The sequence below is a fragment of the Thermophagus sp. OGC60D27 genome (genome assembly GCF_052400625.1).
In the GTDB taxonomy this organism is placed as follows: Bacteria; Bacteroidota; Bacteroidia; order Bacteroidales; family Marinilabiliaceae; genus Thermophagus.
In genome coordinates, this window is record NZ_JBQTGH010000006.1 from 78960 (window position 1) to 101290 (window position 22331).

The 22331-nt window shown below is 43.1% G+C and carries 13 protein-coding genes and 1 other RNA gene; 6 read left to right on the top strand and 8 right to left on the bottom strand.

The window, feature by feature from the left end:
- The first annotated feature begins 6 nt into the window (after positions 1 to 6).
- The 6 genes from ACT29H_RS08695 (at position 7) to ACT29H_RS08720 (ending at position 11521) form a co-directional block, all read left to right on the top strand.
- Positions 7 to 5874 (top strand): T9SS type B sorting domain-containing protein, encoded by a 5868-nt coding sequence (locus tag ACT29H_RS08695; RefSeq protein ID WP_444821232.1) that lies wholly within the window; start codon positions 7 to 9, stop codon positions 5872 to 5874.
- A 35-nt stretch (positions 5875 to 5909) separates the two neighbouring features.
- Positions 5910 to 6848 carry a PorP/SprF family type IX secretion system membrane protein gene (locus ACT29H_RS08700; RefSeq protein ID WP_444821233.1) on the top strand — a complete coding sequence of 313 codons (939 nt, stop codon included), beginning with the start codon at positions 5910 to 5912 and terminating at the stop codon, positions 6846 to 6848.
- 36 nt (positions 6849 to 6884) lie between these two features.
- Positions 6885 to 8984, top strand: coding sequence for an OmpA family protein (locus ACT29H_RS08705; protein WP_444821234.1), 2100 nt, complete (start codon positions 6885 to 6887; stop codon positions 8982 to 8984).
- 28 nt (positions 8985 to 9012) lie between these two features.
- Complete coding sequence (locus tag ACT29H_RS08710) at positions 9013 to 9642, top strand: SPOR domain-containing protein (RefSeq protein WP_444821235.1); 630 nt, start codon at positions 9013 to 9015, stop codon at positions 9640 to 9642.
- Between the two features lie 194 nt (positions 9643 to 9836).
- An RNA gene (gene rnpB / locus ACT29H_RS08715) (RNase P RNA component class A) lies at positions 9837 to 10204 on the top strand.
- A gap of 9 nt (positions 10205 to 10213) precedes the next feature.
- Positions 10214 to 11521 (top strand): YihY/virulence factor BrkB family protein, encoded by a 1308-nt coding sequence (locus ACT29H_RS08720; RefSeq protein ID WP_444821236.1) that lies wholly within the window; start codon positions 10214 to 10216, stop codon positions 11519 to 11521.
- Between the two features lie 802 nt (positions 11522 to 12323).
- On the opposite strand, the gene lgt is transcribed toward ACT29H_RS08720, so the two are convergent.
- The 8 genes from lgt to ACT29H_RS08760 all read right to left on the bottom strand — a co-directional run bounded on the left by lgt (position 12324) and on the right by ACT29H_RS08760 (position 22296).
- On the bottom strand, positions 12324 to 13136 hold the full coding sequence (gene lgt / locus ACT29H_RS08725) for a prolipoprotein diacylglyceryl transferase (RefSeq protein ID WP_444821237.1): 813 nt from the start codon (positions 13134 to 13136) through the stop codon (positions 12324 to 12326).
- A gap of 25 nt (positions 13137 to 13161) precedes the next feature.
- On the bottom strand, positions 13162 to 16500 hold the full coding sequence (gene secA / locus ACT29H_RS08730; RefSeq protein ID WP_444821238.1) for a preprotein translocase subunit SecA: 3339 nt from the start codon (positions 16498 to 16500) through the stop codon (positions 13162 to 13164).
- A gap of 82 nt (positions 16501 to 16582) precedes the next feature.
- Positions 16583 to 17047: a hypothetical protein gene (locus tag ACT29H_RS08735; RefSeq protein WP_444821239.1), complete on the bottom strand. Its 465-nt coding sequence runs from the start codon at positions 17045 to 17047 to the stop codon at positions 16583 to 16585.
- A 105-nt stretch (positions 17048 to 17152) separates the two neighbouring features.
- Positions 17153 to 18169 carry a beta galactosidase jelly roll domain-containing protein gene (locus ACT29H_RS08740; RefSeq protein WP_444821240.1) on the bottom strand — a complete coding sequence of 339 codons (1017 nt, stop codon included), beginning with the start codon at positions 18167 to 18169 and terminating at the stop codon, positions 17153 to 17155.
- Positions 18170 to 18178: 9 nt separating this feature from the next.
- Positions 18179 to 19240 (bottom strand): beta galactosidase jelly roll domain-containing protein, encoded by a 1062-nt coding sequence (locus tag ACT29H_RS08745; protein WP_444821241.1) that lies wholly within the window; start codon positions 19238 to 19240, stop codon positions 18179 to 18181.
- 97 nt (positions 19241 to 19337) lie between these two features.
- Positions 19338 to 20024, bottom strand: coding sequence for a response regulator transcription factor (locus ACT29H_RS08750; RefSeq protein ID WP_444821242.1), 687 nt, complete (start codon positions 20022 to 20024; stop codon positions 19338 to 19340).
- A 130-nt stretch (positions 20025 to 20154) separates the two neighbouring features.
- A complete protein-coding gene (locus tag ACT29H_RS08755; RefSeq protein WP_444821243.1) occupies positions 20155 to 21675 on the bottom strand; it encodes a sensor histidine kinase in 1521 nt (506 codons plus the stop codon).
- A gap of 129 nt (positions 21676 to 21804) precedes the next feature.
- Entirely contained in the window at positions 21805 to 22296 is a 492-nt protein-coding gene (locus ACT29H_RS08760) for a hypothetical protein (protein WP_444821244.1), read from the bottom strand.
- Between the last annotated feature and the right edge of the window lie 35 nt (positions 22297 to 22331).

Here is a 22331-nt window from a genome sequence, read left to right on the forward strand (position 1 = left end):
TACGATGTGATAGTTACGGATGCCAATGGTTGTTCTGTAACAGGCACCACCTCCTTAACAGTTAATGAAAATCCTTCGATTGACGTTGTTTCCAATGATGGTCCGGTCTGTGAAGGGGGTACAGTGAACCTTTCTGTCTCGGTTTCCGGTGGCACCGGTCCCTATAGCTATTCTTGGAGTGGTCCCAATGGTTTTAGTAGTAGTGATCAAAATCCCATTATTAGCAATATTACGTTGGCGGATGCCGGTGATTATGAAGTCGTTGTTACGGATGCCAATGGATGTGGATCTACCACTGGAAGCACTACAGTTGTTGTAAATGAAAATCCTGTTATAGACAATATTTTTAATGATGGTCCTGTTTGTGCAGGAGGAACGTTAAATCTATCGGTTGTCGTATCCGGCGGTACAGGTCCTTATACTTACTTATGGACCGGGCCAGATGGATTTACCTCCAGTGATCAAAATCCCATTATTGCCAATGTGACGGTGGCCAATGCCGGGGATTATGAAGTCGTTGTTACCGATGCCAATGGTTGTGGTTCTGCGATTGGAAGCACTACGGCTGTGGTTAATGATAATCCGGTAATCGACGATATTACTAATAATGGCCCTGTTTGTGTAGGAGGAGAACTCAATTTGTCAGTGACCGTATCAGGTGGATCAGGTCCTTATTCCTTTTCATGGACGGGTCCTGACGGATTTACAAGTACGGATGAGAATCCTATTATTTCTGGTGTAACAATTGCCAATGCTGGAACTTATGATGTCATAGTTACAGATATTAATGGTTGCGGCTCTGCTACGGGTAGTACTTCTGTGGTTGTGAATGAAAATCCAACTATTGATGATATTTCTAATAATGGTCCTGTGTGTGAAGGAACTAACTTAGAACTATCCTCTACAGTTTCGGGAGGCATTGGTCCCTATACCTATTCATGGAGTGGTCCCAATGGTTTTGTTTCCAATGATGAAGATCCTGTAATATCTACCCCAACAAGCGATTATTCAGGAAATTATGAACTTCTAGTATCCGATGCTAATGGGTGTTCTACTACACAATCTACCAATGTCGTAGTTAATGATCTTCCGGTAGTGATTCTTAACGATGTTTCCACTTGTTATGGACAAGATGTCGCTTTAACCGCTATAACGTCAGGAGGAAGCGGTAATTATGTTAATTATACGTGGTATGATGGAAGTGGTGCTGAAATAAGTAATGACCCTTCTAATCAGTACCTTTTAACAGGAACTGATGTTGAGTTGGCCAATAGTGGGGCTTCCTATAGTGTAGTTGTAGAGGATGATTTGGGATGTTTTAGTTTAGCCGATACCGCCCAACTGACTGTTAATGATATTCCTACTGTGGATTTTATTTCTAATGATGGTCCGGTTTGTGCAGGAGACGACCTGAATTTATCTGTTGATGCATCGGGTTCGAGTCCTCTCTCTTATCTATGGAGTGGTCCGAATGGGTATACTACTAGCGATGAAGATCCCACTCTTGTAAGTGTTTCCGATTCTAATGAAGGCGAGTATTTTGTCACAATTACTGATGACAACGGCTGTAGCCTGGATACATCAACGACTGTTGTCGTTAGCAGTCTTGTTATTGATGATGTTAGTAACTCCGGACCAGTCTTTGAAGGAGAAGATGTTACATTATCGGTAACGGTATCAGGAGGCATCGAACCCTATACCTATACTTGGAGTGGTTCGGATGGCTTCAGTAGTTCTGATCAGAATCCTACAATAACTGGTGTTACCCTCGCTAATGCAGGCGAATATGTTGTTGATGTGACCGACGCTAATGGCTGTAATATTTCGGGCACTACGGAAGTGATCGTTTTGGAAAATGTAGGGATTCCAGAAGTTGTGGTTACAGACTCTTCTTATTGTGAGGATGCTAGTGGTGCCGTGGTGGAAGTGATTAATCCGCAAAATAATGTGACTTATGAGATTGTTTATGAAGATGGAACAAGTACTTCCTATACTTCAATTGTTTACGACGGGGCTATTTCAATAGTATGGAATAATGTTACTGGAGGTGCTGCACCAACCGGTACTACTTACCGGGTTAAATCCTATCGTGCTGAGTTACCCTCTGATTTTCAAGAGAGTGATCCCTTTACCATTCGAGAGTATGCCTTGCCAACCAAAGATACGATGACCGTTAACGGTTCTATGGTTCCTGTCCCAGGAGGCTTAACCGAGAGTGATTGTAGCTCAGGGACTGGATATAAAATAGGTTTGGAGAATTCGTGGGGGTATTATGAATATCGTCTGATTTTAGATGGAAGTGTCTTGGAAACCAAGACCGGAGGGGTTGTGCCCTTTGTGTTTGACAGCGCTTACAGTTATGTTGGCACTTATACCATTGAGGCTCAAAGTGATTTTGGGTGTACGAATAGCATGGCAGGCAGCTTTACCATTGAAGGCGATGAGCTTCAAAAATTTGATCTTTCCGCTGAAAATAACGGTCGTTATTGTGAAGATGACCCCGATGGGGTAGAGTTATCTCTGTCCGGTTCTGAAAATGGGGTGGAATATATTGTTCTTCAGGATGGTACCCCGTTCGACACCATAACGGGGGATGGCAATGCGCTGGTATTGGGCAATTATCAACAGGCCGGTTCTGATACTACGATTTATTCCGTTGTGGCCTATTCTTCTGGCGGATGTCCTTACTTAATGAATAATAGGGTGGATGTCGTTGAGATTTCATTACCAGATCCTGGTAATTTAGTAGTTTCCAATGGCGGTCATTTTTGTGATGATGGTGTTGATGGTGTTGATATTACCCTGGAGATAACGCAAAAAGACGGAGTGACTTATGAATTGTTTGAGGTTAGTTCTGGTACTGTTATTCAGTCTTATAGCGGTATTGAAGGAGATGGGAATATTTCGTTTGTGACAGGTTTTAATACAGAAGGTACATATCAAGTGCGTGCTGTAACCTATGGTGTGGGCTGTGAAGCATTCAGTAATGAAATCGTAGTTGTGGCCGATCCGTTACCAAAACCATATCCGGTTATCATATTTACCGAAAAGTGTGGACCTACTGGAGAAGCAGTTATTGGTCTTGAAACAACCGAAACAGATGTGGAGTATCGCTGGAAAAATAGTTCCGGTGTTGGCTCATGGGAACCGGGGACGGGCAGTTCCATTGAGTTTATTGTGGTAGATGTTGATACTTATGAGATTGAAGCCCGCAATGTTGGAACCTTATGCACGTCCTTAATGACAGGGAATGCGGATATTCAGGAACATGACCTTCCCGATAACACTATCGAGGTTGCTTCAAGTGGTGGGGCTGCTTGCGATGATGGGGTTATCATAGAGATACCTAATCCTGAGTCAGATGGTTATACATATCAGGTGTTTACCTATAATTCTGGCGGAGAAAAAGTATATGGTCAAGAATTGATAGTTCCGGATCCAGTCACGCCTTTAGCTTTTGATCCAATTGTTGATTTGAATTCAACATATTATGTAGAAGCTACTTCAGAATATGGATGTCCTACAGTTCTAGATGATAATGTAAATGTAGATGTCGCGGGTGCTGTAAAAAAATATTATTTGGAACCGGAAGAAGGTGATATATGTAATGGTGAACCCGGGATTGAATTCGAACTGGAAGGTTCAGATATTGGCGTTGATTATGCTCTTGTTCATGCACCTACGAATGATACCATACAAATTGTTGCAGGCACAGGAAATGATATTTCGTTCGATTTAGTGAATGAGGAAGGTGAATATTATGTTGTTGGATTGTCTCCCAGTGATGAAACATGCAACAATGAAATGCTTAATCGGGTTGAACTTAAAGTTCGTCCTTTGCCAATTGCTTTCAATATGATTGGACCCGGTGCATTTTGTGATGGATCCGGTGCCGTTCTTGGTATCGATAATTCTGAGGCGGGAGTTAGTTATATGCTTCAAAGACATACCGCATCAGGAAAGATTAATGTACAAACAATTGTTGCGCCTACAAGTGGCGATACCATTCAGTTTAACCGGGTTAGCGACGAAGATTATTATTCCATTGTCGCGATTTCTCCTTATGGCTGTACCTCCAGCATGAAGGATAGTATCCATGTGGTTCATATGCCTGATCCTAATGTGCCTGTATTGGCCAATGATACGGTCTTTTTCTGTAGCTCTGAACCCTATGGCATGGTGCAGATATTAGGAGCTGAGGCAAATGTCACTTACCGGTTAGTGGATAATACCAATAACATTGCAGCAGAAGCAGTGGCTGAGAGTGCCGGAGATCTTGATTTAGGACCTGTTTTCGAAGGAAGTTATTTGGTTTCGGCTTCTTATGAAGGTGCTTGTGTGACCTCTTTGTCCGATTCCGTGCGGTTGATTGAAGTGATGCAGCCTGTGCCTAATATTCCCCAATTGGATCCGGATGTTGCTACAGTTTGTTATGGAAATTCTGTTAAAATTATCTACGATATCAGTGAAGATGATCCTCTTTGGTACTATGATATTGTCGATGGAAATGACGGACATGAAAATGTCATCCTTAGTGAGGCTGATGGTGTTAAGGTTGAAGGCGATAATATTTCCTGGGATATAGATGCCAGTGGAACCTACTATATTAGAATTTCCACCAAAGGGAATATTTGTGAGGCGGAATATGGAAAAATAGATATTGCAGTCTCTAGTGCCATCGTTCCACCGAATATTTCCAGCGATGAAATCCTTTATTGTCCGGAGAGCACGGATCTGGCAACCATTATTGTGGGCAACACTTCTGCTGCGTATGGTTATTATTTGTATCGATCTGATGATACGAGCAACTATTTGAAACGTCAATTTGGTGAATCGGGGTTTGTGAGCTTCGAAAATATGGGTGAGGGAGATTATGTGATTCAAGCTGTTGATTTAGTTTCCGGTTGTTTCTCCGAATTTGATACCGTCACAATTGGCACCTATCCGACTCCTCCGGTAGGTGAGATGAAGGAAATTATTAGTAACCTTGGGGTGGCGTCTGAAAAAACCGAATACCTAAGCGACGAAGGGTTAAAGATTGATGTTATTGTCAGTGCACTGTATAGTGATATGGAGTATTTTCTGGTAAATGAAAACACCGGAACCAGCGTTCAACTTAATCCAAGTGAAACCTCTGTTGTTGTTACTGAACCCGGAGATTATAAATTGTATGTCAGGTATTCTTCGGGATTATGTGAACCAGTGGTATATAATGGTGTGCTTCATGTATTGAACGATATGTTTGAAGCTGATTCTGCCTACATTTATCTCAATGAAGGTGAAGTTTCCGATACCGTTACGGTTAAAGTTAGGAATCAAGCTTCCATTGATGTTGGCAATTTATCTTTCTTTTTTGCTGTTAATGGTTCCACCTACTATGAGGATGAATTTGGAGAAATCACTATTGATGCTTCAACCGGATTAGTAGAATTTACTAAGTCTCCTTCCTTCTTCGGTGGTGATACCATTGTATATCGTGTCGAAAACATTGTAGAACCCAGTAGATGGGATCAGGATACCATATTTGTTTATGTGGGGAATAAGGATATTACTAAAGATCGATCTATTTTTATTCCCAATGCATTTTCACCCAATGGAGATGGCTTGAATGATTATTTTGTGATTTCCTCGAACCGGTCAACGACAGAAGAAAGTACCTTGGAAGTTTTCAACAGGTGGGGAACGTTGGTTTATCGGTCTAAAGGAAAGATTTATGAAAATGACTGGGATGGGAAATCTAATAATTCCAATATGGTTTCTATAGGTAACGATTTACCCAATGGTGTCTACTTTTATGTGTATACCATTAGGGCCAATGTGGAGGATAAAACCGTCATTAAGAAATTCAACGGTTTTGTAGAGCTTCGCCGCTAATAATGCGAATTAATCTATACCCTATGATAATGAATATGAGTTTTAATAAGATAGGATTATTTGTTTTGATGTTGATTTTAGGGTATTCCCTAAAAGCCCAGGATCAATATCAGTTTAATCATTATATTGCCAATCAAGGGCTTTTGAATCCGGCCTACAATGGTACCCGGGATATCATTAGCGGATTGTTAATTCATCGTAGCCAATGGCTGGGGATGGAAGGTGCGCCGATGAACCAGGCCTTGAATATTCATAGTCCCATTGAGGAGACCAATTTGGGCGTTGGGTTGGTGCTCGTTAATGATCATATAGGGTTTAGCAATACTTTTGATGCTTTTGCTGCAGCATCCTATAAAATCCAACTTGACCGAAGAAAGCGATTTCTCTCTTTAGGTTTGCAGGCAGGTGTCAGTTCCCTTGTGCATGATGGCACCAAAGCTGAAGTAGGAGATCCTAACGATCCGGTTTTTGAAAGTAAGGAATCCAAAATGATATTCAATGTGGGATTTGGGGCGTACTTCTATTCGGATACCTATTTTGCCGGTTTTTCCGTGCCTAAAATCTTTAGCAACCAGTTCGATGAAGATCCGGAGGTGAATGACTTCAAGAATACGCTTGATTTAAAAAATATGCATTCCTACCTTTATGGCGGTTATGTTTTTGAGATGGAGAAGGTAAAAATTAAGCCAACCATGTTGATTAAGTATGTTTATGGGGCTCCTTTACAGTTTGATATCTCCGGGAATGTACTGTTTATGGATCGCCTCTGGTTGGGGTTATCGTATAGAACCATTTCCGATATGGTTTTCCTTTGTGAGTATGCCATCAATAATCGATTTACGGTGCGATATTCATTCGATTATCCGATCAGTGAATTGAACCAGTTTAATAATTACGGAACACATGAAATAAGTTTGCAGTTTGATTTTTCGTTTACTGGAAGGCCCGGGATGCGTTCCATTCGATATTTTTAATCTGTTCCTTATCTACCATTTGGAAAATTTTGCCGTATGAAGCTAAGTAAAATAATATCTCTCATTGCCTTTGTTCTTCTTTCTGCTTCGATGGTTATGGGGCAGAGCCGAACCTTAAGAAAGGGTGATAAGTTCTTCAATGACGAAGAATATTTTAAGGCTCTGCAATACTATGAACAAGCAAAGAATTCAGGTGAGGAACTGTCCATTGACGTTCAAAGACGAATTGCTCATTGCTATTATTATTTGAATGATATTGAGCAGGCATTTGTGGCTTTTGATGAACTCAAAGGAAAACTCCTTCCGGAAGATTTGGTGAATTATGCATTATCTGCTCATAAAAACGGGTTTTATCAGCGTGCCATCGATCTGTATCGTAAAACCAAGCAGTACAACGTGGGAAACCAAACACAGATAAAAAAGCTGATGGAATCGTGTGTGTGGGCACTTGAAAATGATGAGTATAATCCCAACTACTACGTGAACCCATCCACCCTTTTAACTTTTGGACAGTCTTTTGGTATTCAATACTATAAAGACGGAGTGGTTTATTCATCTTCTTCGGGAGATGATGATGGACGCAATGTTGATCGATATGGAAAAGAGTTTCTGAACCTGTACTATTCCGAGTTGGATGAGAATGGAAAGATTGGAAAGAAGAGACTGTTTGATGAAAAAATGGTTTTTGACTATCATGTGGGGGCCATTTCCTTTACTTCCGACCAAAAAACAATGTATTATACCCGGTCTGTAAGAATCGCCGGTGGGCAAAGTAGAATTAAGATTTTCTCCGTTGAATTTGATGGTGAGCATTGGATCAATGAAAAAGTTTTGCCCATCAATAGTAACGATTACGATTGTGCCTATCCCGCCGTGACGCCCGACGATCGTTATTTGGTGTTTGCCTCCAATATGAAGGGTGGATACGGTGGTACCGACCTGTATGTGGCAGAACGGTATGATGATGGGCGTTTTGGTCAACCTAAAAATCTGGGTTCCAGAATTAATACTTTTGGAGATGAGCGATTCCCCTTTGTGAGTAAAGATTATGTCTTATATTACAGTAGTGACGGTATGCAGGGATTTGGTGGACTCGATATTTACAAAGCAGAGAAAAGAGGTGAGGCCTCTTGGGACAATCCGCTTAATATGATGAAACCCTTTAACTCCAATAAGGACGATTTTGGGTATGTCATCGATCCCAACAATTCGGACCGGGGGTTCTTGTCTTCCAACCGGATTAGTAGTGGGGATGATGTTATTTTTTATGTGGAGCCACGCAGCGCCCAACAAGAAACGCCAAGTAACGAAGACGAAGATATGGTTCCCATGGGGGGGCTGTTGTACGATGAGCAAGGTACGGTGGAACCAGAAGAGATGCCGATGGCAGGGCTGGAGTATAATGAACCGCAACCGGAGCCGCAACCGGAACCCGAACCGGAGCCGGAGCCGGAACCCGATTTATCGGCATTTCCCGATGCTTTTTCGGCACGGATTACAAGTACCTATAACGGTAGTGCCATTGAAAATGCCATTATTGTGGTTAAGGACCATGGATCTGGACAATCCGTTGTGGAAGGAAATACCGATAGTAACGGAAGAGTACACCTTATTCTCCCCGATGAGTTTAGGAAAGAAGGACAGTCTTTTGAAATTGAGGTTAGTAAGGGGGATGATTATAAACGGAAAAGTATGATTGTTGACATCATGGAGCTGGAAACCATTGCTAAAAACGGAATTGCCCTTACTCCTGTGTTTGATGATGTGGTATTGGATGATATAGGAACCATGATTATTCCTTATCGCGGCGATGAAATTACCGACCAGGGAATTAAAGTGTTGGAACAGTTGGCTGCCTATTTGCAAAATAATCCGAATGTCGTTGTGAAATTGAATGCACATACCGATGCACGAGGTAGTAAATACAATAATTTGCAGGTTTCTCAAAATGTGGCGGAAAAGGCCAAAAACTATCTGACCAAGTTAGGAATAGGCGAGAAAAATGTGATCCCTCGTGGCTACGGTGAAAGATATTTAGTCAATAAGTGTTCGCGCGGGAAATTATGTGATGAAAGCGAACATCTGAAAAACAGGAGAATTGAAGTTGTTGTATGGAAAAAGTTAGGGCAAAACTAACGTGAACCGAAATATTAGAAGGTGAAACATGGTTAAATTGATCAGATACTTTATTTTAGGAACAGTTTTGTTGATGCAAGCCTTTACCGGAAAGGTTGCTGCTGATAAGCTGGCCCATTTGCGGTCGTCCAAAAAAATTGTGGCGGTGAAGAACATTTCTGCGCCCTATTTTGCCATCCAAATTCTTGCGTTGGAAAAACCTCCGCAAAATCCTTCATTCTTTAAAAATATTGATCAGGCCAATGAATATTATTGCACGGATGGTTATGTGCGCTATACGGTAGGAACATTTTCGTCAAAAGAAGAAGCCAGACAGTATATTCCCAGAATTAAAGAATTGGGGTATACTCAATGTTTTGTGGTGGATATTCGCGATTATCGTTTGAAGAACGGAGGGGGAACATCGAGTGTAGTGACCAATCGAAATACCATTTATACGGTTCAGCTGGCAGCTTACAGATATCCAGTTTATACCTCCGAGTTTGAGGAATTTGATGATGTCATGGAGTTTTATCCGAACGACAAAATTTACCGATACACAGTAGGTGCTTTTTCTGGCGAGGAAGCGATCCGTGAATTGAATAGAATTAAAGCCATGGGGTATCCCAAGGCCTATTTGGTTCCGTTGGAAAAATACGAACCTTTCAGGATTGAGTAATAAGTTGTCCAATCCGGATTGGCGCTAAAATTTTTCTCGATTGGCTCCTGGAAGTGTCGTTTCGTTGGCACGAGGATATGCATAACATGAATGTCTTGTTGAGGCTTTCATGTTTTTTGTTTACGTTTGTAGTTGCATTAACGGAAAATGACGTATTATACGGATAATTTCAATTTTTAATTTTTTGCAGCAAAACAGCAAACCGGCCTGTCGCCCTTTTGGGGAGGAAAGTCCGGACAACGCAGAGCGCCGCGCTTCCTAACGGGAAGATGGCCGTGAGGTCATGCAGGTGTAACAGAAAATAACCGCCTTCGGGCAAGGGTGAAAAGGTGGGGTAAGAGCCCACCGGTTCGGGTGGTAACATTCGAAGCCGTACACCCCGCGGGTTGCAAGACCATGTATATCCCGGTTCCTTTCAGGTACGGGGTTGCTCGCTCCGGTTTCACGCAGTGAAAGCCGGGAAGGGTAGGTCGCTAAAGAGGGTAGGTGACTGCTCTCGTAGATTAATGGCAGGCATCCTGGCAACAGGATACAGAATCCGGCTTACAGGTTTGCTGTTTTTATTTTTTTCATGAAACGACAACTAGAACAAATAAGGGTTTTTCTCTTAGAAGACATTTGGCGGATCCGTCCCGACGAAACCAGTAAACGTCAGTTCTGGTTGATCCGCTTCTTACGTATTTTTTCTCTGGCCATTCGCAGGTTTGTGGTGGATCAGTGTCAAATCAAAGCTTCGGCACTCACTTTCTTCTCACTTCTTTCAGTGGTTCCCTTGGTCGCTATGGCTTTTGGGATTGCCAAAGGTTTTGGCTTCAGAGAGGCGCTGGAGCAAGAGCTTCAACAGCGCCTGGTGGGACATGAAGAGGTGGTTCGATGGATTGAAGAATTTGCCCTGGATTATCTGGACAATGCTAAAGGGGGCATGATTGCCGGTGTCGGATTCGGCATTTTGCTGTTCTTGGTGATGCGATTGATGAACAGCATCGAAGAATCGTTTAACGACATTTGGGATGTAAAAAAATCACGTTCCATACTTCGAAAATTTAGCGATTACGTATCCCTGGTATTGGTGGGGATTCTTTTGCTGGTGACATCGGGAAGTGTGGTGGTTTTTATTGCCAATCAGATGCGCGATTTGGGGGTTGTGAGCTATGCCAGTGGCTTTTTGGTTTGGGTGGCGCCATACCTGTTGGTTTGGATCGTCTTTTCTTTGTTCTTTATGATAATGCCCAATACCAGAGTGAAGCCGATTTCAGCTCTCTTTGGGGGCTTTATTTCCGGAATTCTCTTCCTGGGAATACAATATGGCTATATCTATTTTCAGGTCGGTGTTTCGCGCTATAATGCCATTTATGGTAGTTTCGCGGCACTCCCTCTTTTCCTGATCTGGATGCAGACCAGCTGGAACATTGTTTTGTTTGGAGCAGAACTGGCTTTTGCCCATCAGAATGAGCGCAGCTTTGAATTTGAAGTGGATACCAAAAAAATGAGTATCTATGCCCAGAAGCTGGTGAGTATCCTCATGGTACGCGAAGTGGTGAAGGCCTTTGCGCTTAAAGAAAAACCTTTTTCAGTTTCTGATTTGGCCGAAAAATTGAAGCTTCCCATCAGGTTGGTTAACGACCTTGTTTACAAACTCTTTGATTGTGGCGTTTTGGTTGAAATCGGCGCCGATTCCAAAGATGATATTGTGGTGTTGCCCGCCTATGATATTAGTAAAATGACCATTGCCAACGTACTTCATCAGATTGAACATACCGGTTATTCGGAAACCATTTTGGAAAGAACCGATGCCGTGGATTTGGTCAGTACCCGCTTTGATGGCTTTGAGAAAATCATGGCTTCCTCGCCAGATAATATCCTTTTGAAAGATATATAGGGCTGTTTTACGTCCTCTTTTGTGTTTCTTTTAGTTGATATGGCCTTTTTATGGTTTTGTGTGAGCGGCGTGAATACTTCCTCAATATAGCCTGTTTTATGTATTTTTAGACGATGGCAATCAAAAAGGGTCTTTGCTTCTTTCAGCATATAGAAGAAAGGAGACATCAATCAATTTTCAGAACTATTTTACCGATGTGTTTTTTCTTTACAAAAGCCTGCTTTGCTTAAACCCGAAAAATGCATTAGAAAATCTATTACGAATTAAAATTGCTGCCAATCAAGTCGCAAGCTAACTTGTTTCAATTCACCATAGCGGTGCTATGCCTCATTTCAACAAGTTCTTGATTGATTGCACTTTTAATTCTCACGACGCAATTCTAATGCATTTTTCGGGTTTAAGCCGCTTGAATTATTTTAGGAAATTTTCGTCTCATGAAGGTTGGTTAATGATGCTGAGTGGTTTTAATGGTTTGGTTTTTGCCTCGTGTGTATTGTATTGATTTCCGGACCGTTTATTCTTTTCTATCGAAGATTTATTTTTCATCGTGATCCGCTCCCTAATTGATGCGCATCGAATTTGAAAATCATGCGCATCGTTTTGCAAAATGATGCGCATCAAAAAAAAAATGATGCGCATCAAATTTTTTTTGAACGCCATCATTTTAAAAATCATCCGCATCATTTTCCCAAAACATCCGCATCATTTTTTGAAACGTACGCATAAAAAATCCCTGTGCAGAGATCATTACGTTTCGTTGCACAGGGATTCAGTATTGTTAGTTGTGTATGATCTATTCCGTTTACTTTTTCACGGGAGGCCTTTTCAAGGCTTTGAAAAAGAAGTATAATCCGGCAAGAACAAAGGGGATACTCAATATTTGCCCCATATTAAGTGCCATTCCCTCTTCAAAGGCTTCCTGATTTTCCTTGACAAATTCGATGAAGAAACGGGATGTGAAGACACCTATAAGAAAAAGGCCGAAGAGAAGACCTCTTCTGAGACGTGCATCAGTTCTCCAGTAGAGGAACATCAAAACACCGAAGATGAGCAGATAGGACAACGCCTCATACATCTGGCTGGGATGTCTTGGCAATTCAGGATTTTCGACCGATGCCCTCAGGAATTGAAAGCCCCAGGGAAGGTCGGTAACGGTACCCACAATTTCGGAATTCATGAGATTTCCCGACCGGATAAAAACAGCGGCCAGTGCTACCGGCACCACCAGACGGTCGAGAACCCACAGCATCGACTTCTTGGATACTCTTTTGGAAAAAAGGTAGATGGCAATGAGTATGCCGATGGCACCTCCGTGACTAGCCAGTCCGCCATGCCAAATGGCCAGGATTTCGCCCGGATGCTGCGAATAGTAGTCCCATCCGTAGAAAAGGACATGCCCTAAGCGGGCACCGATGACCGTTGCTAAAACCACATAGACAAAAAGTTTGTCGAGCCATTCTTCAGGGGCTTCCTCGCGCTTGAACATCTTCTCCATTATGTAATAGCCCAGCAGGAAGGCAATGGCAAAAAACAGGCCGTAATAACGAACCGATAAAGGCCCCAGAGAAAAGATCTCCGGGTCCGGATTCCAGGTGATATAATTAAAAAGAACCATAAATCAGATTTATTTTTAGAAGCTATTAAGCATTTTTACCGTGGCATTGTTTGTACTTTTTACCGCTACCACAGGGGCATGGATCGTTACGTCCCACTTTTTTCTCGACCCGGATGGGTTGAACTTTTTGCTCTTCTTTTCGTCCGGCTCCCTGCGTTTTTTGACCGGGATAGCCACCGGGAATGCCGGCGCCCGGGATTTCATCCTTTTGCAGCTTAAGCCGTCCCATATCCTGTCTTTTTCGTTCTTCTGCCTGTCTGACCTGACTGGCATCGCGGATGGGGATATGCGCTTTGGCCAAGGCGGAAACCACTTTGCGGTTGACCTGATCGACCATCTCCTTAAAGAGATTGAACGATTCGAATTTATAGATCAACAACGGATCTTTCTGCTCGTAAGAGGCATTTTGAACGGCCTGTTTCAAATCGTCCAGTTCACGTAAGTGTTCTTTCCAGGCTTCGTCAATGGTCAACAGTAAGATGGCTTTCGAAAAAGATTTGGCAAGGCCTTCACCACTACTCTCATAAGCTTCCTTGAGGTTGGTTGTGATCTGATAAACGCGTTGTCCGTCAGAAATGGGAACCACAATGTTTTCATAGACTTTACCTTTGTTTTCGTAAACATCTTTGATTACCGGATACGCCTGCCGTGAAATGGTGTCCATGCGTCGCTGATAGCTCTCCCATACCATCTTATAGAGTCGGTTGGAAAGTTCACTCATGCTTGTCTTGGTAAATTCTTCCTTATCGAAAGGCGAATCTACTGAGAAGGTACGAACCAATTCCATCTTAAAGCCGTCGAAATCATTTTTTTGCTGATATTCATCGACGATGGTTTCGCATGAATCGGCGATCATATTGGAAATATCGACCTGAATACGTTCGCCGTAAAGAGCATGTTTGCGTTTGGTGTAAATGACCTCTCTTTGTGAGTTCATCACATCGTCGTACTCGAGCAACCGTTTACGAATGCCAAAGTTGTTTTCTTCCACCTTTTTCTGTGCCCGCTCGATGCTTCGGGTAATCATGCTGTGTTGGATCACTTCGCCATCCTGAATTCCCATGCGATCCATATACTTCACGATACGGTCGGAGCCAAAGAGGCGCATGAGATTGTCTTCGAGTGAGACAAAGAATTGAGAGGATCCCGGGTCTCCCTGACGACCGGCCCGACCACGCAGCTGACGGTCCACTCTTCGCGATTCGTGCCTTTCTGTCCCCACAATGGCCAAACCGCCGGCCTTTTTCACTTCGGGCGATAACTTGATGTCGGTACCCCGACCGGCCATGTTGGTGGCAATGGTGACTACGCCTTTTTTTCCGGCATCGGCCACGATTTCTGCTTCACGCTGGTGCTGTTTGGCATTCAGAACATTATGCTTGATGCCTCTGATCTTCAGCATTCGGCTTAACAGCTCGGACACCTCGACGGAGGTGGTCCCCACCAGTACCGGACGTCCGGCATTGACCAGATTGATGATCTCTTCAATGACGGCATTATACTTTTCTCTGGTGGTTTTATAGACCAGATCGTCATGATCTTTTCGCTGAATGGGTTTGTTGGTAGGAATAACCACCACATCCAGTTTGTAGATATCCCAAAATTCACCGGCTTCGGTTTCGGCCGTACCGGTCATCCCTGCCAGCTTATTGTACATGCGGAAGTAGTTCTGCAAGGTGATGGTGGCATAGGTCTGTGTGGCTGCTTCCACTTTGACGCGTTCTTTGGCTTCAATGGCCTGATGCAATCCATCGGAATAACGACGGCCCTCCATGATACGGCCGGTCTGTTCGTCCACAATTTTTACCTTGTTGTCCATCACCACATATTCCACATCCTTTTCGAACATGGCATACGCTTTCAAGAGCTGATTGACGGTATGAACGCGTTCGGACTTCACGGCATAGCTTTGAAGCAGTTCATCCTTTTTGGTCACTTTTTGCTCATCGGTAAGAGAAGGATCTTTTTCGAGTGCTGCTATTTCAGAGCCAATATCCGGCAATACGAAAAAGTCGGGGTCGTCGCTGGATCCGGTGATCAAATCGATTCCTTTTTCGGTCATATCTACCGAGTTGGTTTTCTCATCTATCACAAAATAGAGAGGATCGGTTACGACATGCATGTTTTTGTTGTTCTCCTGCATGTAGAAATTTTCGGTTTTCAACATGCGGGCTTTTATGCCTTGTTCACTCAGAAACTTAATGAGCGGTTTGCTTTTAGGAAGCCCCTTATAGGCACGTAACAACAAAAGGGCGCCTTCGTCTTGCACTTTGGAGTCGTCTGATTTTAGTTTTTGTTTGGCTTCCGCAAGAATTTTTGAGACCAAGGCTTTCTGAACCTCAAACAATTTTTCCACCTTAGGTCTGAACTCCATGAAGAGTTCATCCGTCCCTTTATTGGGAACCGGACCGGAAATAATCAACGGCGTTCTGGCATCGTCAATTAATACGGAGTCGACCTCATCGACGATGGCATAGTTGTGGGTTCGCTGTACCAGGTCGCCGGGTGAGATGGCCATATTGTCGCGCAAATAGTCGAACCCAAATTCGTTATTGGTCCCATAGGTGATGTCGGCCCGATAGGCCGCGCGACGTTCTTCGGAATTGGGTTGGTGTCTGTCGATACAGTCGACACTCAGGCCGTGGAATTGGTAGATGGGGCCCATCCATTCGGAGTCCCTTTTGGCCAGATAGTCGTTCACCGTTACCAGGTGTACGCCTCTTCCGGTAAGGGCGTTGAGGAAAACGGGCAAGGTGGCTACGAGGGTTTTACCTTCACCGGTTGCCATCTCGGCAATTTTTCCCTGATGCAATACGACGCCTCCAAAGAGCTGTACATCATAGTGGACCATGTCCCATGTAATGGTATTTCCCCCGGCTTGCCAGGTGTTATGGTAGATGGCTTTATCCCCTTTTATTTCCACAAAATCTTTGGTGGTGGCCAGATCCCGATCGAAATCGGTGGCCGTCACTTCGATGGTTTCATTTTCCTTAAAGCGCCTTGCCGTTTCTTTTACAATGGCAAACGCTTCGGGAAGATTGTCATTCAGTATCTCATCCAGCTTTTGGGTCATTTCTTTTTCCAGTCGGTCCACGTCGCTGTAGATGGTTTCCCGTTCATCGATGGAGAGCTTTTCGGCTTCAACTCGATGTTTGAGCTCATCAATTTGGGTTTGCTCGTCTTTAACGGCTTCTCTTATCTTTGCTTTAAGTAGGTTTGTCCGTTCGCGTAATTGGTCGTTGGTAAGTTTCTCCAACTCAGGCGAAACGGCTTTTACTTTTTGGACAATCGGAAGAATTTGCTTTTTGTCCCGTTCGTATTTGCTGCCAAACAGCTTGGTCATTATCTGGTTTAAAACCGGCATATTTCAAATCTGTTTATTATTGAATAATCCTATAATCATCACAATAAAGCCCGGTAGACAGGCTTTTAAAATTAAAAAGTAGTCAGAGATAGCGTGATGTGGGGCCGGCGCGGATGGCCAGCGAAGATGAGTACCAGTGATGCTTTGGTAGGCCATCACATGCGGTCCTAAAATGTTGTGAATTCGTCCTTCTGTTCAAAAGGGTAGGGGGTGAGGCCGGTAATCCCCCAAAAACATTAGGGGCCGGTGATGTTTTTACCAACAGGATTCCGGGACTTCTCAGGTCTATGGCGGCAGAGTAGTCCGGAAGATGAAGGGATCGGAACAGAGGAAGTACCACCGAAGCATTTTGCTTTCGCGTACTGCAGGAAATGGAAACATAATACAATTTCTCATTTTCTGCCAGATCGTCGGTGGGTTGTAACAAGATATTTTTGGCCGAACCTTCCGGTAACAATACTGCATTATGGTATTGCCCTACGGTAACAGATACCGTAAGCGTAACACCCAGTAAAGTAATACAACCTATTTCGGAATAATTTCTCACCAAAACCACCAGTTATTTTCGAATGTAAAGATGTTAAAAGTTTTGCAAACAGAAGCGGTTTTGGTCGGTTTTTTAATCTTACGGATTGGTATGTCCCCAAAAAGATTACCGAGAGCGCCAGTAATGGACGAAACGTCTGAGTTCGATCAATCCAATGGGGCCTTCATAAATGCCGCCATCTCTGCCAATGTCATAAACCCTGACAGCAATGGTATTTACTTTTCCGGGAACAATATCCGATTCATTTAGGTAATAATAGCGTTGGCGGGAGTATTCATTGTCTGCCTGATTTCGGGATGGTTGGTCATACATCTGTCCCGTATGAGCGACTAGTTTGCCATTGATGTAAACTTCGTCCAGATCGTCAATTTTTCCCAGCATGAGTACAACGCGTTTCCCGGTTAAAGAGACAGGAATCATGACTTGTTTGCGATACCACGCAAAGCCGTCATAGTTTTTCCTGAACTGGTCTTCCCAAAAGCCGGGAACCATTATTTCGTACCAGTTGGAGTCATCGTATTGGGGGGAAGCCCATTTTTTATTATCACCCGTTTGGAATTTCCAGTAGCCTTCCAACTCTACGTCGGGAACCAAGTCTCTAATGTGCTGGTAAATTCCCACATTCCCACTGAGGATGCCACCGTCGAGCTGTGCATCATAGACCCGAACGGCGATGGTGTTGTAGCCATTGAAATTTATTAGTCCACGGGGAATGATATATCTTCTTTCGGCATTATAGGCTGTGAAGAAAAAGGGAGGGAAAGAACCATTGTGGCCAATCCTTTGGCCGTTGACATACACTTCATCCACATCGTCGATGTAGCCCATGAATAGCACTAAAGATGCCTCTTTATAATTGGGTGACAAAACAAACTTTTTGCGGTACCAGGCATATCCGTCGTAGCCGTGAAAACCCTGATTTTCCCAGTTTGAAGGCACATGTAGGGTTTCCCAGGTACGGTCGTCAAAGTCGGGCGCAGCTCGTCCCAGATCGTCCCCGATCATGAATTTCCAGTTACCCTCCAGGTTCAGGATTTGCCGGTACTCCTCATGGGGTTGATTGGCAAATACCAGAGACTGGAAAAGAATGGAAAAATATAGTATGGTAAAGAGTGTTCTCATATCTTTCTTTTAATCAGGAAATAGAGATTTTACAAACTTCTTGAAGGGAAACCACACCTCTGTATCGTATTTGTCTTCATATTGCTGATATTGTTCTTCGGTCATTAGTCCTACCGGTCCTTCAAAAATACCGCCCATGCCACCATGATCATCCACCAAAACCACAACGGTGTTCTTGCCGGAATAGTTAAGAAGTCCTTCGGGTATGGGATAGGCCCTTCTGATTTGCCAATCGCCCCAAAAACTGTTCCCTAATGCGGTTTTGTACATTTTTTCTGTTGATCCGATAAGCTTGCCATTTATGAAGACCTGGTCTTTGTCATCTATTTTTCCACCAATAAAGTAGAGGGCTCTATCTTTGAGTGTGTTATCTAAAGTGAAGGTTTTCCGGTAGCAAGCCTGTCCGTCATAATTGTTGTAGCCCTGACTTTCCCAGGTTGCCGGAACAAGTATGTCGTCCCATTCAGAGTCGTTAAAATCGGGTTTCAGGCAACTAAGGGTATAATAAAAACTGAATTTCCAATTGCCGGATAAATTGAGGGCCAACAATTGGGTGTTCTCGTCGTATCCCAGTTTTAATTCCGTGCCTACCAATCCACCTTCTTCGCCGTCATCATAAACGCGGATAGCAATGGTATTATTCCCATCGTATTGAATCAAATGCGAAGGGATAGGATATACCACCTGGATGTTGTAAGCCGTTTCAAACTTAGGGGGGAACCCTCCCGTTTGACCAATCCGTGTTCCATTAAAATAAACTTCGTTGACATCATCAATCCTGTCGAGTGAGAGGTAGAGCTGCATTTGTTGGGCATCGCCGGGGATGGTAATACTTTTGCGATACCAGGCGTATCCGTTGTATCCTACATATCCCTGATTTTCCCAGCTGTCAGGTGCTTTAATTTGGTCCCAATCGCTGTCGTCAAAACCTTTTTCGGCCCATGATATATGATCACCGATGTTAAACTTCCAATAACCGTTTAAGGAAACGACCGGATGGATATTGGCGAAGGCCATGGGGTGCAACAGGAACAGAAAAAGCCCAAGCCGGATTATGAGGATTGATTTCATGGAATATGGTTTAGATGTATATGGTTATCCAAAGATGCACCTAAAATTTGTTTTTGCTGTCAGGAGAAAATCATGAGATGTCATGAGATGTCATTTGTCAAAGTACCATTTTATATCCAATCCCATGAACGGTGAGGATAATTTTGGGATCATTGGGGTCGGCCTCCACCTTTTGACGCAGCTTAAGGATGAAATTGTCTATGGTTCGTGAGGTGGGCTGATAGTCGGTACCCCATATTTCATCCAATAATTCATCTCGGTCAACGGTTTCATTTTTATGAGTGTGGAGGTAATGAAGGATTTCAAATTCCTTATAGGATAGTTTTATTTCCACGCCGTCGATGGATGCGATGTAGGCTGAGAAATTAACCAACAATCGGCCAATTTGATGAATCTCTTTGTCGGTGGTTACCGACTCGGCACCGGAACGTCGCAAAATGGCTCTTATGCGGGCTAAAAGTTCCCGTAAGCTGAAAGGCTTGGTGATATAATCATCGGCGCCCAGTTCAAGCCCTAGTACTTTGTCAATTTCTTCGGCTTTGGCTGTGAGCATGATGACAGGGGTCTTATTGCCTTTTGCCCGGGCCTGTTTGCAGACATCAAAACCTGAAAGTTCCGGCATCATTACATCCAACAAAGCTACATGAAACCGGTTGGTCATGAGCTTTTTTAATGCATCGGCTCCGTTGGTGGCCGTATCTACTTCATAACCTTCGAACTCCAGATTATCTTTCAATCCCTGAAGCATGGGTAATTCATCTTCTGCAACTAATACTCTAATCATTTGAGGTTTCTATTTGTATATGGTATGTTCTGTGTTGATCCAATTCGCTCCATTTCGAATGGATTGCATGGGCCTTGGATGGCTATTTTCTATATTTTCAGGCGGGTTATAATCTTTTTCTACAATTCACTTATCCTTTATCGGCCGATATCATGGGGAAATATAATCTGAAGGAACATCCTTCACCCGGTTTACTGGTTAATGTCACTTTTCCTTTATGGGCTTTTACAATTTCATTGACAATGGCCAATCCCAGCCCGGTACCTTTCACTTCATGAGCCAGATCGCCGGTGGTCACTCTGTAAAACTTATCGAATACCAGTCTTTGTTTCTTTTTGGGGATTCCCGGTCCATGGTCTTTGACCTCCACAAATGAGTCGTTTTTTCTTATTCCGGTGGTGATTTCTATTTTCTTTTTTTCGCGGCTGTACTTCACAGCGTTATCGATAAGGTTTATCAAAGCATCTGCAATGGCTTCCTTATCGCATCGAATGGCCTTTAGGTTGGAGGCCGGGTTGTAGTTGACTTCAAAACCTTTATTTTTCAAGTGAAACTGGTAAGTGTCCAATACTTTTTGGGTGATGATATTCAGGTTGCAGGTGTCGAAATCAAATTTTTGGCGTCCGCTTTCCAACCGCGAAAAGTTGAGGATCTTATTGACCATGCCGGTCAGTCGCTGGGTCTCTTTACTAATGATCTGGTAATATTCATTCACTTTTTCGATGGTTTTAATTCGTCCCATCTCCAACGTTTCGATGTACATACTAATGAGGGCCAAGGGGGTCCGGATTTCATGAGAAACATTGGAAATAAACTCCGATTTGATGCGTGCCAACTCAATCTCTCGTTTTACACTGACGAAGAGGAACCAAATACCCACAAACATCACCAGCAAAACCAGGGCCATAAGTCTCAACCCTTCCCGGATTCTTCGGTTGGCCAGCCCTGCAATGGTTTGATTTTTCAGGCCAATGCCAATCTTAATATTGGGAAAGAACCACATGCTTCCTTCCTGGTCAAACTGATCGGGCGGAGGGACCCCCTGCTCTGTGGATATCAATACGTTTCCTGTTGTTCGGTCTAAAAGATCGATGCGAAAATGTTCCTGAGCGATGGATTGAATGCGTGGACTTACCTGATTTTGGAAAAAGGAAAGCAAATCAATGTTCACGAAAAAAATATTCAACTTTTGATCGGGATCTTCAGCAATAAACAACAGAAGCGTCTCTTTATCAATTCCGGGCACCGAAATGAGTTTGCGATAGCCGTTTCGATAGTAGTTTTTCAGCTGTTCTATTTCGCCAGAGTATTTGTTTAATATAGAATCAAGAGCCGGAAACAGGTTGGGGTGTGGGCGACGACCATAAACCAGAGAAAAATTCTTGTTTTCGTCGGCTAAATAAATATCCTTTATTGATTGGTTTTCGGCCACCATTTTTTTGAGTCGTGCACTGTCGGAAGGATACCTAAGCCATAATTCGAGGCGGGTACCCCAGGTGTCGGAAATATCCAACGTGTATGAGTTGATGGAAGAAACAATGGTTTCAAGTTGCTCCTTATAAACAGTGCTGATGAGTTCCTCGTTTTCATTGATTTTTACATATTCGTAAATGGTGGCAATGACTACGGGGAACAGCAACAGCACTGTCATTCCGGCTAAAATCTTGTGCAACTTTTTGGTCATTCAATGAAATAAATATGATTTGGATACTAAAACTAAAAAAACTATTTGACTTTTAAGGTGGATTGCCGGCAAAAATAATGGATGTACCTCCTGTTTTTATTGTCTGGCCATCTTTCTGCCATCCTTCAATTCGTTATCCGATTCACCGAATGTGTCCAGGTAGGCCATGATGTTGTCGACCGCCGGATTACGCTGAATGTTGAGGCACTTACCATCTTTGTAAAAGTAGAAGTGGGCATCCAAAGATTCTCTTGCACCATTGAAGAATTCGTCTTTAAAGACTAAAACGCCGTTTTTGCATTTTATTAATTCCATCATACTCATTCGACGAGTTAATTGGTTGTTTCGATACACCGGCAATTTGACAAAGAGACGTCCGTTTTGCGAATACCTTAAAATGTCTTTGTTGTTAATGGTGATGGTTTTTCCATCTTCCAGTGTACATTTGGTTTTGAAAGTTCGAACATCCAGCTTGCCGCAAAAAATGGTGTCGGAATGAGTGACAACATGGTTGGTCATCAGGTTTTGGGCACTTCCGATCATTACTCCCAAAAACATTGCTCCTAAGGAAATCATTAAAGTTTTCATGATAATAAATTTTAAGTGATACAAGTAGTGGTTGA